Below are 14,777 nucleotides of genomic sequence, written 5' to 3' on the forward strand. Positions count from 1 at the left end.
TCAGACCTCCGGGAAATCGGCGACGATCCGGTCGACCAGCCCGGCGACGCCGAAGCGCACCGGATCGGTGGCGGGCAGGCCGTGCTCCGCGGCGAGCTTGTCGAGCAGCGCCTTCGCCTCGCTCTCGCCGAGCGCCTGCGTGTTCACGGAGATCCCCACCGGCTTGATCGCCGGGTTGGTCAGGCTGCCGAGCTGCACGGTGAGGTCGATCACCTGCTGGAGGGTCGGCAGCGGGTGCTTCACGCCGCGCATCGTGCTGCGGGTGGGCTCGTGGCAGACCACGAAGGCATCCGCCTGGGCGCCGTGCAGCAGGCCGAGGCTGACGCCCGCGAAGGAGGGGTGGAACAGCGAGCCCTGGCCCTCGATCAGGTCCCAGTGATTCGGGGCGGCCTCGGGGGAGATCGTCTCGACGGCGCCGGAGATGAAGTCGGCCACCACGGCGTCGATGGCGACGCCCCGGCCGGAGATGAACACGCCGGTCTGGCCGGTGGCGCAGAAATCCGCGTCGAGGCCCCGCTCGCGCATGCCGCGCTCCAGGGCCAGCACGGTGTACTTCTTGCCGACCGAGCAATCGGTGCCGACGGTGAGCAGGCGCCGGCCCGCGCGCTTGGTGCCCTTGCCGGTGGGGAAGCGCTCGTCGGTATGGCGCACGTCGTGGAGCTGCCGGCCGCGGCGCGCGGCGGCCTCGGCGATGGCCGGGACCGCACCGAGCTTGACGTGCAGGCCGCTCGCCACGTCGAGCCCGGCCTCGATCGCCGCCACGATCTCCTTGACCCAATGGTCCGGCAGCACGCCGCCGGCGTTGACGACGCCGATCACCAGGGTCCGGCAGCCCTTGGCCAGGGCCTCGGGCAGGGTCATGTCGGGGATGCCGAGATCGGCGGCGCAGCCCGGGAGCCGCATCTGGCCGACGCACCACTCGGGGCGCCAATCCTTGATGCCGTAGGCGGTCTTGGCCGCCAGCGTGTCGGGCACGTCGCCCAGGAACATCAGATAGGGCGTGGCGATCTGCATCGGTCGTGAAACCTTCTGGGGAAACCGGCGCCCCGTCTATGCGGGATCGCGGCTGCCCGGCGCAATGCACGATGGCGGCCAGGGCGGTGGACGCCGCCTCCGCCGGGCGCGTCGCCGGCCTACCCCGTCCGCCGCGGCGCCGGATTTATCCGCGCGTTTCGCACTTTCGACCGGCCGCGACCGGAACGGGCCGCCCGCGAGCACGATTGCCGTTGCACCCCGCGCTCCCGATTTGCGACTTGTGCCGATCGAGCCGCCATCCGCAACCGGAGGCCCTCCGATGATCTTCATGACCGACGCCGCGGGGGCCCTGACCTATGTCAGCCCCGAATGGCACGGCCTGACCGGACAGAATCAGCGCGACGCCGTGGGCCAGGGTTGGTTCGAGCGGCTGAACACCGAGGACGGCGCGGTCTTGCGGGCGGTCATCAAGGAGGCCGCGCAGGCCAAGGCGGAGTTCATCGTCCGGTTTCGCCTGTCCCGCGACGGCGGCGGCTCGATCTGGGCGGCGGCCGGCGCGGTGCCCTCCTACGGGCCGCCGGACCACACGTTTCTGGGTTTCCTCGGCTCGATCACCGAGCTCGTCCCCGGCAGCGAGGCGCTGTCCGCGCAGGGCGGCCTCGGCCGCTTCGTCCCGCCGCCGCCGCGCCCCTCAACGGCCCCGGCCTCCACCCTCGACCTGGTGGCCGACCACCTGCTGATGGCCCACGGCCTGATCGAGGTCGATGGCGGCAAGTCGGCGCTGGCGCCCCTGCGCGAGGCCCTGTTCCGGGTCGGCCAGGAGATCGCGCAGAAGATGACGGTGTCGCCGATCTCGTCGACGCTCGAGAACGGCGACACGCTTCACTGACGCCGGTCCCGGCGCTCACCGGGACCGGTCGCGGCGGGCGCGATCAGGCGGCGCGTCGTCGCGCCACCGCGGCCTCGTCCGCCACCGTCTCGGCCGGCGCGACGCGGCCGGTGGCCCGGACCATGCCCTCGGCGCCGGCGAGCGCGCCCGGGCGCAGTTCCAGGCCGAGGAAGCGCGCCCGCTCGAACGGGCCCGGCAGGGTCAGGCCCTCCGCCAGCGCGGGGTCGAAGCCGAAGCGGGTGTAGTACGGCGCATCGCCCACGAGCAGCACGGCGCCGTGGCCGAGCGATTCCGCCCGGCCGAGGGCGGCCTGCATCATCACCGAGCCGAGGCCCTGGCCCTGGATCTCCGGATCGACCGCGAGCGGCCCGAGCAGCAGCGCCGGACGGGCCAGGCCGGCCTCCACGTGCCACAGGCGCAGGGTGCCGACGAGGCGGCCGCGCCGGGTCGCCGCGAAGGCGAGGCCGCGGGCGGGCAGCCGTCCCTCGCGCAGGCGCTCCGAGGTCCGAGCGCGTCGGTTGCCGGCAAAACAGACGTCGAGCAGGCGCTCGCGCGCCGGGACGTCATGGATGCGCTCCGCGCGGATCTCGATCATGACTGTGCCCTCCCCGGGCCGACAAGCGGGAGAAGCAGACGGTTGCCGGAGGGCCGAACGCCCTTCGCCAAGGTGGAGGCTGGAGATCGACGTCCGGCGGCTCGGGGCCGCCGGACATGTCCTACGCAGATTCAGATGACGATCTGCTGAAGGGGCGGGAAGCCGTTGAAGGCCACCGCCGCGTAGGTCGTGGTGTAGGCGCCCGTGCCCTCGATCAGGACCTTGTCGCCGATCGAGAGCGAGACCGGCAGCGGGTAGAGCTGCCGCTCGTAGAGCACGTCCACCGAGTCGCAGGTCGGCCCGGCGATGACGCAGGGCTCGGTCCGGTCCCCGTCCCGGGTGGTGCGGATCGGGTAGCGGATCGACTCGTCCATCGTCTCGGCCAGCCCGCCGAACTTGCCGATGTCGAGATAGACCCAGCGCACCTCGTCGGCGTCGGCGGACTTCTTCGACACCAGCACGACCTCGGCCTCGATCAGGCCGGCATTGCCGACCATGCCGCGGCCCGGCTCGATGATCGTCTCCGGGATCTGGTTGCCGAAATGCTTGGTCAGGCCGCGGAAGATCGCCTCGCCGTAGCTCTCCACGCCCGGCACCGCCTTGAGGTACTTGGTCGGGAAGCCGCCGCCGAGATTGACCATCGACAGGAAGATGCCGCGCTCGGCGCATTCGCGGAAGATCGCCGCCGCGGAGCCCAGCGCGCCGTCCCAGGCCTCGGTGTTGCCCTGCTGCGAGCCGACATGGAACGAGATGCCGTAGGCCTCCAGCCCCTGGCGGTGAGCGTGCTCGAGCACGTCGGTCGCCATCTCGGGCACGCAGCCGAACTTGCGCGACAGCGGCCAGTCGGCGCCGGCGCCGTCGCACAGGATGCGGCAGAACACGCGCACGTCGGAGGCCGCGACCGCCGCGGCCTCGGCGGCCCGGGCGATCTTGTCGACCTCGGCCTGGCAATCCACCGCGAACAGGCGGATGCCGAGCTTGAGCGCGCGGCCGATGCAGCGCTCCTTCTTGATGGTGTTGCCGAAGGAGATCCGGTCGGGGGTGGCGCCGGCGGCCAGCGCCATCTCCATCTCGGCCACCGAGGCGGTGTCGAAGCAGGAGCCCATCTCGGCGAGCAGGCGCAGCACCTCGGGGGCCGGGTTGGCCTTCACCGCGTAGAACACGCGGGTGTCCGGCAGTGAGCGCGCGAAGGCGGTGTAGTTGTCGCGCACGACATCGAGGTCGAGGACCATCACGGGTCCCTCGTCCTGACCGAGGTCACGGCGCACGCGCAGGAAATCACGGATGCGATCGGTCATGGTCGTCTCCCGGCACGGGTTCGCGAGCGCCCGTCTCGCGGGCGCGCTGTCGATGTGACGACCCCACGGGTCGCCGGCGTCAGGGGGCGATGCGTCGCGCGGACCCACGCGCTTTGGAGACGCGTCGATCCAGGCGGGCGCAGAGCACCCGGAAGCTGCCGTGGATTGGAAGGGATGACCCCCACCGCACGCCGGGCAAAGAGAAACAAGCCTCTTCGGTGCCGGCCTTTGGAGGGCCGACGAGACCAAAAAAGCCCGTTCGTCGTTGCTTTAAGCTGCGTCCCCCGTGGAGAGCGGGGTTCGCCGGTTTCGCCTCCGGCTGCCGGTTGTTGTCGGGGTCCGGTGTTGCCACCTGGATGCCGGCCGTAGGGATCCACCCTTGCGACCATCGATCCTTTAAGACCCCTGGCGGCTGTCCGGCAGTTGACCGGATGCCCACCAACCGGCACGCGGCCACAGGCACGTGCGAAATTGGGCAGGGCGCATATACGGAGATCGACCCCTGACAACAAGGGGATTGCGGCCCGATCGACCCGTATTTCCCCGCCAAATCCGCACCGCGGCCCCGGCGTTGCAAAAACGGCGCAGTCCGGGTGCCGCCGCCTGGCCGCGCGGGCTTCCCAAGCGGTCCGGAAGCGGGCATCTGACCGCCGGAGCGATGTCCTCAGACGAGCGTATGATGGCCGGGCCGAACAGATCGAGAGCGGTGCCCGATCGCCTCGCCGCCGCGCCCGGCTCCGGAGCCTCGCCCTTCCCTATCGGCCTGGACCGTTCCGGCTTCGGCGCCGGCGCGACGGCCCGGGCGTGAGCGCCCCCGTGAATGCCGCCGCCGGCATGCCGGTGCCCGCGCCCCGCGGCGACGCGCTCCCGGAACCGCTGATCCGCCCCGCCGATCTCGCCGATCTCGATGCCCTGGTCGCCCTGGAGCACGCCGCCTTCGCCACCGACCGGGCGGAGCGCCGGGCGATCCGTCACGCGATCCGGTCGCCCAGCATGGATGTGCTGGCGGCACTGATTCCGGGGCCGGACGGGGATCGGGAGCCGGTCCTGGTCGGCGCGGCGGTGCTGGAGCGCCGGCGCGGCAGCCGGATCGCCCGCCTCGCCTCGATCGCGGTGGCGCCCAATCGCGGCGGCCTCGGGCTCGGCGGGAAACTCCTCGACGCCGCGGAGGCCCAGGCCCGCGCCCATGGCTGCGACCGCCTGCGTCTCGAGGTCCGCGCCGATAACGGCGCCGGCATCCGCCTCTACGAGCGTCGCGGCTACACCCGCTTCGCCGTGCAGCCCGCCTATTATGAGGACGGGATGGAGGCCTGGCGCTACGAGCGCGGGCTGTAGGGATCACGCGCCGGGCCGCCCCATCGCGGCCATCGGCTCCTGCGGCTGCACCGATCCGGCGTATCGCGCGAGACCCAGCCCTGACGGATGCTCGGCGAACGGGACAGGCACCCGGACACAGGTCGCCGATTGTTATGGTGCGCAGATCAGTCGCGACACCGGAAACCGAACCGATATTATATCTCTCTTGTTTGAATCTGGCATATCCTGTTAGATATTTATGGAATAATGGCGCTCTAGCCGCGCATATGTCAGTACAAATCATTGAACAAATTTCGGATCTCCGCTTTACGATCTTGAGGTTTCAACATATTATCTATCCAGAGCGACAGCCTGTCCTTCCGGGGATTGAATTTTAAACATCAATCTTACGAATGAGCAAAAATTCTGTCGATCACTCAGTTTGAAATATAAAAAACGGCGGCACGCATATCCCGCCCCGTTTTATATTCAGAGTTCAGAGACTGAAGATGCCGCGCCTAACCGGTTTCTCGATCCGCACGACGATCTGTCTTGTCCTGTCGGCGATGGGGCTGATCATCCTGAGCTACGCCACGAGCACGCTGATCGAGGTGCGCAGGCAGGCGGTGCAATCGGCCCAGGTCGCGACCCTCGCCCAGGTGAGCCGGGCGTCGCTCAACGGCCTGCTGGCCACGCGCCTGGCGCGGGGCGTCGCCATGCAGGGCATGTCCGGCGACAGTCCCGCGGACGGGCCGACCCTGGACACGCTCGACACGAACGATCGGCTTGTCCGTGACGCCACGACGGAGATCGTGACCCGCCTGCGGGATCAGGATCTGCCGGCGGTCGGGGCGACGCTCGGGCGGCTTCAGGCCGCGCAGGACGCGGTGACGACCCTCCGGCCCCGCCTCGGTAAGGGCATCCGCCTGGCCAAGACGGAGCGCGAGGCCGGTCTGACGGAGGAGACGAAGCGGATCTGGCAGGAGATGCTGGATGCGCTCTCCGCCACCGCCGATGCCGTGGACGCCGCGATTCCCCTGTCGGATCCGGTCCTGCGCCGCAACATCGAGATCAAGCGCGCGGCCTGGGCGATGCGCATGGCGAGCGGGGCCGTCGGGCTCCGCATCCAGTCGACGCTGGCGGCGGGGCGGTCCTGGCCCCTGGCCGAATCCATGGTGGCGTCCGCGGAGCTCGGCCGGATGGAAGCGGCCTGGGCGCGCCTGAGCGAAGCGGCCCCCGGGGCTTCCGATACGGTCCGCGCGGCGATCCGGAAGGCCGGGGCCAGCAACTTCGAGGGGACCGGCCTGGCCCGCCGGACGAGCCTGTACGACGCGTTCAGCCAGCAGAAGCCGCCGGGCATCACGCTGCTGGAATCGCGGACCCGCAACACGGCCGATCAGCAGACGATCGTGGATGTCGGCACGGCCGCCCTCGACGAGATGATCGGGCGCGCCGACAACCTCGTGCATGCGGCGAACGCCGCGCTGGCGCGGAATGCCGTGGTCCTGCTGGCCGCCGTGGTGCTCGTCGGCCTGGGCCTGCTCGCGGTGTTCCGCGGCGTCCTGAGGCCGATCCGGCGGATCACGACCACGATGCAGGTGCTCGCTGACGGCGATACATCCGTCGCAGTGCCCTTCCGCGACCGTCGCAACGAGATCGGCGAAATGGCCGCGGCCGTCCAAGTGTTCAAGGACAATTTGATCCGCGCCCATGCGCTGGAAGAGGAGACCGCCCGGGCGCGGCTGGCCGCCGAGGAGCAGCGCAAGACCGGCCTGCGCCGGCTGGCGGAAAGCTTCCAGCAGGCGGTCGGCGGCATCATCGGTCAGGTGTCGTCCTCGGCGACCGAGTTGCAAACCACCGCCCAGGCGATGACCGCGACCGCCTCGCAGACCGCCAGCCAATCCACCACGGTGGCGGCCGCGGCCGAGCAGGCGGCCAGCAACGTCAACACCGTGGCGGCGGCCGCCGAGGAGCTGGGCGTGTCGGTTCAGGAGATCGGCCGGCAGGTCGACGGATCCGCCAAGCTCGCCCAGGGCGCCGTCGATGAGGCGGGGCAGACCAGCGCGCTGGTGCAGGAGCTGAGCAGCGCCGTGGCGCGCATCGGCGATGTCGTGGGGTTGATCTCGAACATCGCCGGGCAGACCAACCTGCTGGCGCTCAACGCGACCATCGAGGCGGCCCGGGCCGGGGATGCGGGCCGCGGCTTCGCCGTCGTGGCCTCCGAGGTGAAGGCGCTGGCCGAGCAGACCGCCAGGGCCACCGAGGAGATTTCCGGTCAGATCGCCGGGATCCAGGCCTCCACCGGCGGCGCCGTGACGGCGATCGGCGCGATCACGGCGCGCATCCAGGAGATCAGCACCGTGGCGACCTCGATCGCGGCGGCGGTGGAGGAGCAGGGCGCGGCGACCCAGGAGATCGTGCGCAATGTCGGCCAGGCGGCGGCGGGCACCGGCGAGGTGACCAGCAACATCGCCGGCGTCGCGGGCGCGGCGGACGAGACCGGCCGGGCGGCGGGCCAGGTATTGAGTGCGGCGACCGAGCTGTCGCGGCAATCCGAGCACCTCAATGCCGAGGTCGCCCGCTTCCTCGACACGGTCCGGGCCGCCTGAGCAGCGGTGACCGAGCGGACGCTGCGCCGGGTCGTCCGATGTCGGCGCAGCGGCAGCGACGGGCCGCCTCCTACACGCCGGTCGCAATTGGTCGAGGCGATCGCAGATGAACTGCGCGGATCGGCAAACCGCACGGCTCCCTCTTCGTCTTAAAGTTTTTTTATGCGCCGTCTCATCAATTCAGGCGCCAATCTCCAGTCAAATCCGACTGGACCTAGATTTAAATGATTCCATTCTGCGGACAATATCCTGATCTTCACAAATAAATCGGATCTATGACGGCATCTGCTCGAAAGCTTGACCGATAAGATCTTCGCCATATCTGATAAGGATCAGCATTTCTTAAACAGACATTTCAACTGGAGATTGTCGATGCGGTGGTTGGGGCGATTTTCCATCCGAACACTGATGTGCCTCGTGATCGGTGTCATGGCGCTGATGACGTTGGGCTACGCTGTGCGCACGCTCATCGATGCGCGGGAGCAGGCCGCGCAATCGCGGGAAGCCGCGACGCTGGCGCATGCGAGCCGGGCCCTTCTCAAGACGATCCTGCCGCTGCGTCTCGAGCGCGGTTCGACGCTCGCGCTGGGCGGTCAGGAGCCTGCGGCTGCCGATACGCTGTCGACGATCGCGAACAGCCGGAAGGAGATGATCGCGAACTTTCAGCAGAGCCAGCGTCTCTTGAGCGGCCTGGATGTTCCGGCGGTCGCCGCGACGCTCGATCGGCTGAACGCCGCGCAGGACGCCATGAACGCCCTGCGCCCCGGCATCGACGCGGCCCTGCGCCTGCCGAAGGCGCAACGCGACCCGACGCTTCAACCCGCCGTGATGACCGCCTTCCAGACGCTGGCCGACGCGTTGACCGCCACGGCTGACGCGGTGGATGGAGCCATGCCCCATTCCGACGCGCTCCTGCAGCGGTATCTGATCCTCAAGCGCTCGGCGTGGGCGACGCGCGTGGCCAGCGGCAACGTCGCGCTGCGGGTGCAGGCGTCCCTGGTTGCCGGGACAGCGTGGTCCCTCGCCGAGACGGTGTCCGCAGCGGAGGAGCGCGCCACGCTGCAGAACGCCTGGTCGCGCACGGCCGAGGCCGCGACCAAGGTCTCGGACAGGGTCCGGGCCGCCTTCCAGAAGGCCAACGCCGACAATTTCGAAGGCGAGTCCAAGGCCATCGCGATCGCGGTGTTCGACGCGCTCAGCCAGCACAAGCCGCTGCGCTACACGTTCGAGGACCTGCGGCAGCGCAATACCGTCAATCAATGGTCCATCGTCGGTCTCGTCGACGCCGCGCTCGACGAGATGGTCGCGCGCGCCGAGACCCTGGCCGATGAGGCCCGTAGCATCCTGATCCGCAACGCGGCCGCGCTGCTGGCCGCGATCCTGTTCGTCGCCCTCGGCCTCCTGGCCCTGTTCGGCGGCGTGCTGCGCCCGCTCCACACCATGACGGCGACGATGCGGGCCCTGGCGGATGGCGATGCGTCCGTGGAGATACCGGCACGCGGATACCGGAACGAGGTCGGCGCGATGGCGTCGGCCGTCCAGGTGTTCAAGGACAACCTGATCCGCTCCCGCGCGCTGGAGGCGGAGACCGCCCGGGTCCGTGCGGAGGCCGAGGAGCGGCGCAAGGCCGGCCTGCACCAGCTGGCGGAAAGCTTCCAGCAGGCGGTGGGCGGCATCATCAGCCTCGTGTCGTCCTCGGCGACGCAGCTGCAGGCCGCCGCCCAGACCATGACGGCCACCGCGACCCAGACCGCCAGTCAATCCACCACGGTGGCGGCCGCGGCCGAGCAGGCGACATCCAACGTCAACACCGTGGCGGCGGCGGCCGAAGAGCTGGGCTCGTCGGTCCAGGAGATCGGGCGGCAGGTCGACGGATCCGCCAAGCTCGCCCAGGTCGCGGTCGACGAGGCCGGCCAGACGGGCATGCTGGTTCAGGAGTTGAGCAGCGCCGTCGGCCGGATCGGCGATGTCGTCGGGCTGATCTCGAACATCGCCGGTCAGACCAACCTGCTGGCGCTCAACGCCACGATCGAGGCGGCCCGGGCCGGCGAGGCGGGGCGCGGCTTTGCCGTGGTCGCTTCCGAAGTGAAGGCGCTCGCCGAGCAGACCGCCAAGGCCACCGAGGAGATCGCCGGGCAGATCGCCCGGATCCAGACCTCGACCGGCGATGCCGTGACGGCGATCGGGTCGATCAGCACGCGCATCCAGGAGATCAACAACGTGGCGACCACGATCGCCGCGGCGGTGGAGGAGCAGGGCGCGGCGACCCAGGAGATCGTGCGCAATGTCGGGCAGGCGGCGACCGGGACCGGCGAGGTCACCCGCAACATCGCGGGCGTCGCGGGTGCCGCGGACGAGACCGGCAACGCGGCGAGCCAGGTGTTGAGCGCGGCGACCGAGCTGTCGCGGCAATCCGAGCACCTCAATGCCGAGGTCGCCCGCTTCCTCGACACCGTCCGGGCCGCGTGACGGACCCGCGCCGGGTCACCGGATCGTGCGATCCGGGGGCCGCCCTGTTCCCGCCCTGTTAGGAGAGTCTTACAGCCCCGACCCTACATCGCTGAGGCCGCCCCGAGACCTCGCCGCGCATGAGACGCCGTCCATGGCCGTGATCGCCGCCTTCGTGATCAATGCGGGGCTCAACTTCGTCCTCGGACTGCTGATCGCCCAGCTGCTCGGGCCGGCCGATTTCGGCCGGTTCGCCCTGGCGACCACCGGGGCGGTCGTGCTGAACACGGTGCTGTTCGAGTGGCTGCGGCTCTCGGCGACGCGGTTCTATTCGGGGCGCGTGCGCGTGGACGAGCCCTGGATCCGGCACGGGCTCGACCGGGCCTATCTGCGCATCGGCCTGCTGCTGCTCGGCGCCGCCGCCCTGTGCGGGGCGTTCGGCTTCGGCGGCGACGGGGCGGGCGGGCGCGAGGCGGTCCTGTGCGGCACGGGGCTGGCCGCGCTCGGCATCGGGGTGTTCGACTACCATGCGGCTCTGGCCCGCGCCCGGTTCGACGGCAAGCTGTATCTCGGCCTCGTGGCGGTGAAGAACGTCCTGGCCTTCATCCTGATGGCCGCGGCCGCCTGGTGGCTGCCGCAGCCGGCCTGGGTGCTGGCGGCGGCCGGCCTCAGCCAGCTCGCCGCCGTGATCCTGCTGCGCCATCCGCTGCGCGACCCCGCCATGCCGTTCGAGCGGCCGCGGCTCACCGCGACCTGGGGCATCTTCGCCCGCTACGGCCTGCCGCTGATCGCCGCCAACACCGCCTATCAGTGCCTCGCCTTCGTGAACCGGGGCGCGATCGCCGGCCATGCGGGCTTCGCCGAGGCCGGCTATTTCGCGCTCGCCGCCGACGTCACCTCGCGCTCGCTGATGACGCTGGGCACCGCCCTCGACCTGCTGCTGTTCCAGTTCGCCGTCCAGGCCGAGGAGCAGCACGGCCGCGCGGCGGCCGAGGCGCAGGTCGCCGAGAATGCCGGCACCGTGTTCGCCCTGCTGGCGCCCTGCGCGGTCGGGTTCTGGGCGGTGCTGCCGGCGCTCCAGGGGCTCGTGGTGCCCGACGCCTATCGCGGCCCGTTCGAGCGCTACAGCGTCGCGCTGATGCCCGGCCTGTTCTGCCTGGCGATGATGTTCTACGCCCTCAACCCGGTCTTCCAGATCCGCCGCCGGACCTTGCCCGTGATCGCCGCCGCCCTGGTCGGGCTCGCGGTCAACGGCGCCGGCCTGCTGCTGCTGCCCGCACTGATGGGCGGGATGGGCGTCGCCCTGGCCCAGACCCTGGGGCTTGCCGCCGCCGCGCTCTGGCTCGGCTGGCGGGCGCTCACCGGCTCCGAGCGGATCGTGCTGCCCTGGGGCCAGATCGGTGTGGCGGCCCTCGCCTGCGGGGCGATGGGGCTGGCGCTCGCGCCGTTCCGGCACCTGCCGCCCGCCGCCGCGCTCGCGGTTCTGGTCCCGGCCGGGGCGGCTCTCTACGGGGCGCTGGTCTGGATCTTCGACATTGCCGGCCTGCGCCGCCAGGTCGTCGCGCGCCTGCGCCCGAACCGGACGATCGCCGCGGGATAGGCCGGCGCGTCTTCATCGTCCACGCTTCGCCAAGCCCGCGACGCCACCTCCGCTTGAATCCGCCGCGCGTTCCGGCGAAACCGGGTCTGGAACAAGTCCAAAAAGAACCGGGGCGGAGACGATGGGCGGCTACGAGCCCGGCACCGAGGCGGAGGCGGAAGACATCGTGCGCGCGGCTGCCGGGCGCGGCGAGCGCCTGCGGCTGGCCGGCGGCGGCACCGCCGCGGGGCTCGGCCGGCCCGCGCAGGACAGCGCGACGCTCTCCGCGCAAAAGCTCACCGGCGTGACGCTCTACGAGCCGGCCGAGATGGTGGTGGCCGCCCGGGCCGGCACGCCGCTCGCCGAGGTCGAGGCGCTGCTCGCCTCCCGGGGCCAGATGCTGCCGTTCGAGCCGATGGACTGGCGCGGCCTCTACGGCACGACCGGCGAGCCGACGCTCGGCGCCGTGGCGGCGACCAACAATGCCGGCCCCCGCCGGATCAATGCCGGCGCGGCCCGGGACAGCCTGATCGGCGTGCGCTTCGTCAACGGGCGCGGCGAGGCGATCAAGTCGGGCGGCCGGGTGATGAAGAACGTCACCGGGCTCGACCTGGTGAAGCTCATGGCCGGGGCGCACGGCACGCTCGGGCTGCTCACCGAGGTCACCTTCAAGGTGCTGCCGGCCTGCGAGCGCGTCGCCACCCTGGTGTTTGCCGGCCTCGACGATGCCCGGGCGGTCGCGGCCCTGGCGGCGGCGCTGGGCTCGCCGTTCGAGCTCACCGGCGCGGCGCACCTGCCCGCCGGCATCGGCGCCCCCGAGGCCCGGACGCTGATGCGCCTCGAAGGGTTTTCCGAGTCGATCGATTACCGGACCGGGGAATTGCGCCGCCTGCTCAAGCGCTTCGGAAGCCCTGAGCTTCTGGAGGGCGAGGCCGGCACCGCCCTGTGGCGGGCGGTGCGCGACGCCAGCCCCCTGGCCGAGCCCCGCGACGCGGCCCTGTGGCGGATCTCGACGGCCCCGACGCACGGGCCGGCCCTGGTGGCGGCGATCGCGGCCGGGCGCGAGGCCCGCTGGATCTACGATTGGGGCGGCGGCCAGATCTGGCTCGCCACCGGATCGGCCGGTGATGCCGGCGCGGCCCTCGTGCGCACCGCTCTGCGCGACCAGGGCGGCCACGCGACGCTGGTGCGCGCCCCCGATTCCGTGCGGGCTTCCGTGCCGGTGTTCCAGCCCCTGGCGGACCCGCTGATGCGGATCACCGCCGGGATCAAGACGGCGCACGATCCCGCCGGGGTGCTGAACCCCGGCCGGATGTACGCGGGCGTTTGAGACGGGTCCCCTCTCCCCGCCAGACCGGGGAGCGCAGGCAGGAAGGCATCGTGCAGACCAATTTCAACCTCGCCCAGCTCGCCGATCCCGCCATGGCGGCGTCGGAGAAGATCCTGCGGACCTGCGTGCATTGCGGCTTCTGCACCGCGACCTGCCCGACCTATCTCCTGCTGGGCGACGAGCTCGATTCCCCGCGCGGGCGGATCTACCTGATCAAGGACATGCTGGAGGGCGGCAAGCCGGCCTCGCAGGAGGTGGTCAAGCACATCGACCGCTGCCTCTCCTGCCTGTCCTGCATGACCACCTGCCCGTCGGGGGTGCATTACATGCACCTCGTCGACCACGCCCGGGCGCATATCGAGACGACCTTCGCGCGCCCCGCGGGCGACCGGTTCCTGCGCGCGCTGCTGGCGCAGGTCCTGCCCTATCCGAACCGGTTCCGGCTGGCCCTGATCGCCGCCAAGCTCGGCGCGCCGTTCCGCGGGCTCGTGGCGCGGCTGCCCCGGGTCGGGAACCGGCTGGTCGCAATGCTCGACCTCGCCCCGGCCCGGCTGCCCGGCAGCGAGCCGACCAACCGGGCCGGCCGCTTCGCGCCGGAAGGCGGAGCGGCGACCAAGCGCGTCGCCCTGCTGCGCGGCTGCGCCCAGAGCGTCCTGCGGCCGGATTTCAACGCCGCGGCGATCCGGCTGCTCAACCGGCACGGGATCGAGGTCGTCCATGCCGAGGAGGGCTGCTGCGGGGCGCTGACCCACCATATGGGCAAGGAGGCTTCCTCCCACGCCCTGGCCAAGCAGGCCATCGACGCCTGGGACGCGGAGATCGCCAAGGGCCTCGACGCGATCCTGGTCACCGCCTCGGGCTGCGGCACGACCATCAAGGATTACGGCTTCATGTTCCGGGAGGACCCGGCCTATGCCGAGAAGGCGCAGCGGGTCTCGAGCCTCGCCAAGGACGTGACCGAGTACGTGGCCCAGCTCGATCTGGCGGCGACCGTGGAGAGCGACCTCGTGGTCGCCTACCACTCGGCGTGCTCGATGCAGCACGGCCAGGGCATCCGCACCGAGCCGAAGACCCTGCTCAAGCGCGCCGGCTTCACCGTGAAGGACGTGCCGGAGGGCCATATCTGCTGCGGCTCGGCCGGGACCTACAACATCCTGCAGCCCGAGCTCGCGGCGAAGCTGCGCGCCCGCAAGGTCGCCAATATCGAGCGCATCCGACCCGACGTGATCGCCACCGGCAATATCGGCTGCGCCACGCAGATCGGGAAGGGCACCGGCATCCCGATCGTGCACACGGTGGAGTTGCTGGACTGGGCCACCGGCGGCCCGAAGCCCGCCGCGCTCAATGGCGTCGCGCCGCGGCTGGAGGCGGCGGAATAGGGCTGCGGCCGGATACGGCCGCCTGCCCTCCACTTCCGCGAGCCAACGGCTTCATAGAACGCGGTCCGGATAGCTCTCGGCTGAAAGAGAAGTCTCCCCGAGACTGACACGCGCCTTCCCTCCCCCCTCTGCGGGGGAGGGTGGCCCCCGAAGGGGGTCGGGAGAGGGGAGCGACGCGGCAGAACAGGGCTTGGCCCGTCATGCCGGCCGCGCCCTGTGCTGAACCCGGGTTCCCCTCTCCCGACCCGGCCTGCCGGCCGGCCCACCCTCCCCCGCAGAGGGGGGAGGGAGGCGCGCTTGGACCCGGCCGTGGCCCTCTTTCCGTCAGCGATCGGTGCGGAGAGTGCGGCGCGTCGAGCGTCCGCTGCCGGACCCAGCG

General features: G+C 70.9%; 10 protein-coding genes. 7 read left to right on the forward strand and 3 right to left on the reverse strand.

From position 1 onward, the window contains the following. Positions 1-1,014, reverse strand: a complete 1,014-nt coding sequence (dgcN, locus tag BMZ47_RS08715; RefSeq protein WP_091860850.1) for an N-acetyltransferase DgcN — start codon at positions 1,012-1,014, stop codon at positions 1-3. A gap of 280 nt (positions 1,015-1,294) precedes the next feature. On the opposite strand from dgcN, the gene BMZ47_RS08720 reads away from it, so the two are divergent. Further along, positions 1,295-1,864: a PAS domain-containing protein gene (locus BMZ47_RS08720; RefSeq protein ID WP_007563570.1), complete on the forward strand. Its 570-nt coding sequence runs from the start codon at positions 1,295-1,297 to the stop codon at positions 1,862-1,864. 43 nt (positions 1,865-1,907) lie between these two features. Here BMZ47_RS08720 and BMZ47_RS08725 read toward each other — a convergent pair whose 3' ends face one another. After that, on the reverse strand, positions 1,908-2,459 hold the full coding sequence (locus tag BMZ47_RS08725; protein ID WP_091860853.1) for a GNAT family N-acetyltransferase: 552 nt from the start codon (positions 2,457-2,459) through the stop codon (positions 1,908-1,910). 131 nt (positions 2,460-2,590) lie between these two features. Then, on the reverse strand, positions 2,591-3,757 hold the full coding sequence (locus BMZ47_RS08730) for a type III PLP-dependent enzyme (RefSeq protein ID WP_007563574.1): 1,167 nt from the start codon (positions 3,755-3,757) through the stop codon (positions 2,591-2,593). 834 nt (positions 3,758-4,591) lie between these two features. Between BMZ47_RS08730 and BMZ47_RS08735 the strand changes: the two genes are divergently transcribed. The 6 genes from BMZ47_RS08735 to glcF all read left to right on the forward strand — a co-directional run bounded on the left by BMZ47_RS08735 (position 4,592) and on the right by glcF (position 14,398). Next, on the forward strand, positions 4,592-5,092 hold the full coding sequence (locus BMZ47_RS08735) for a GNAT family N-acetyltransferase (RefSeq protein WP_091861340.1): 501 nt from the start codon (positions 4,592-4,594) through the stop codon (positions 5,090-5,092). A 470-nt stretch (positions 5,093-5,562) separates the two neighbouring features. Continuing rightward, a complete protein-coding gene (locus BMZ47_RS08740; protein ID WP_091860856.1) occupies positions 5,563-7,662 on the forward strand; it encodes a methyl-accepting chemotaxis protein in 2,100 nt (699 codons plus the stop codon). A gap of 372 nt (positions 7,663-8,034) precedes the next feature. Continuing rightward, positions 8,035-10,131 carry a methyl-accepting chemotaxis protein gene (locus BMZ47_RS08745; RefSeq protein ID WP_091861343.1) on the forward strand — a complete coding sequence of 699 codons (2,097 nt, stop codon included), beginning with the start codon at positions 8,035-8,037 and terminating at the stop codon, positions 10,129-10,131. Between the two features lie 133 nt (positions 10,132-10,264). After that, positions 10,265-11,710 carry a lipopolysaccharide biosynthesis protein gene (locus tag BMZ47_RS08750; protein ID WP_091860859.1) on the forward strand — a complete coding sequence of 482 codons (1,446 nt, stop codon included), beginning with the start codon at positions 10,265-10,267 and terminating at the stop codon, positions 11,708-11,710. A gap of 121 nt (positions 11,711-11,831) precedes the next feature. After that, positions 11,832-13,019, forward strand: a complete 1,188-nt coding sequence (locus tag BMZ47_RS08755; RefSeq protein ID WP_091860862.1) for an FAD-binding protein — start codon at positions 11,832-11,834, stop codon at positions 13,017-13,019. 50 nt (positions 13,020-13,069) lie between these two features. Beyond that, entirely contained in the window at positions 13,070-14,398 is a 1,329-nt protein-coding gene (gene glcF / locus BMZ47_RS08760; RefSeq protein ID WP_091860865.1) for a glycolate oxidase subunit GlcF, read from the forward strand. Positions 14,399-14,777 lie beyond the last annotated feature (379 nt).

This window comes from Methylobacterium brachiatum (genome assembly GCF_900113845.1).
In the GTDB taxonomy this organism is placed as follows: domain Bacteria; phylum Pseudomonadota; class Alphaproteobacteria; order Rhizobiales; family Beijerinckiaceae; genus Methylobacterium; species Methylobacterium brachiatum.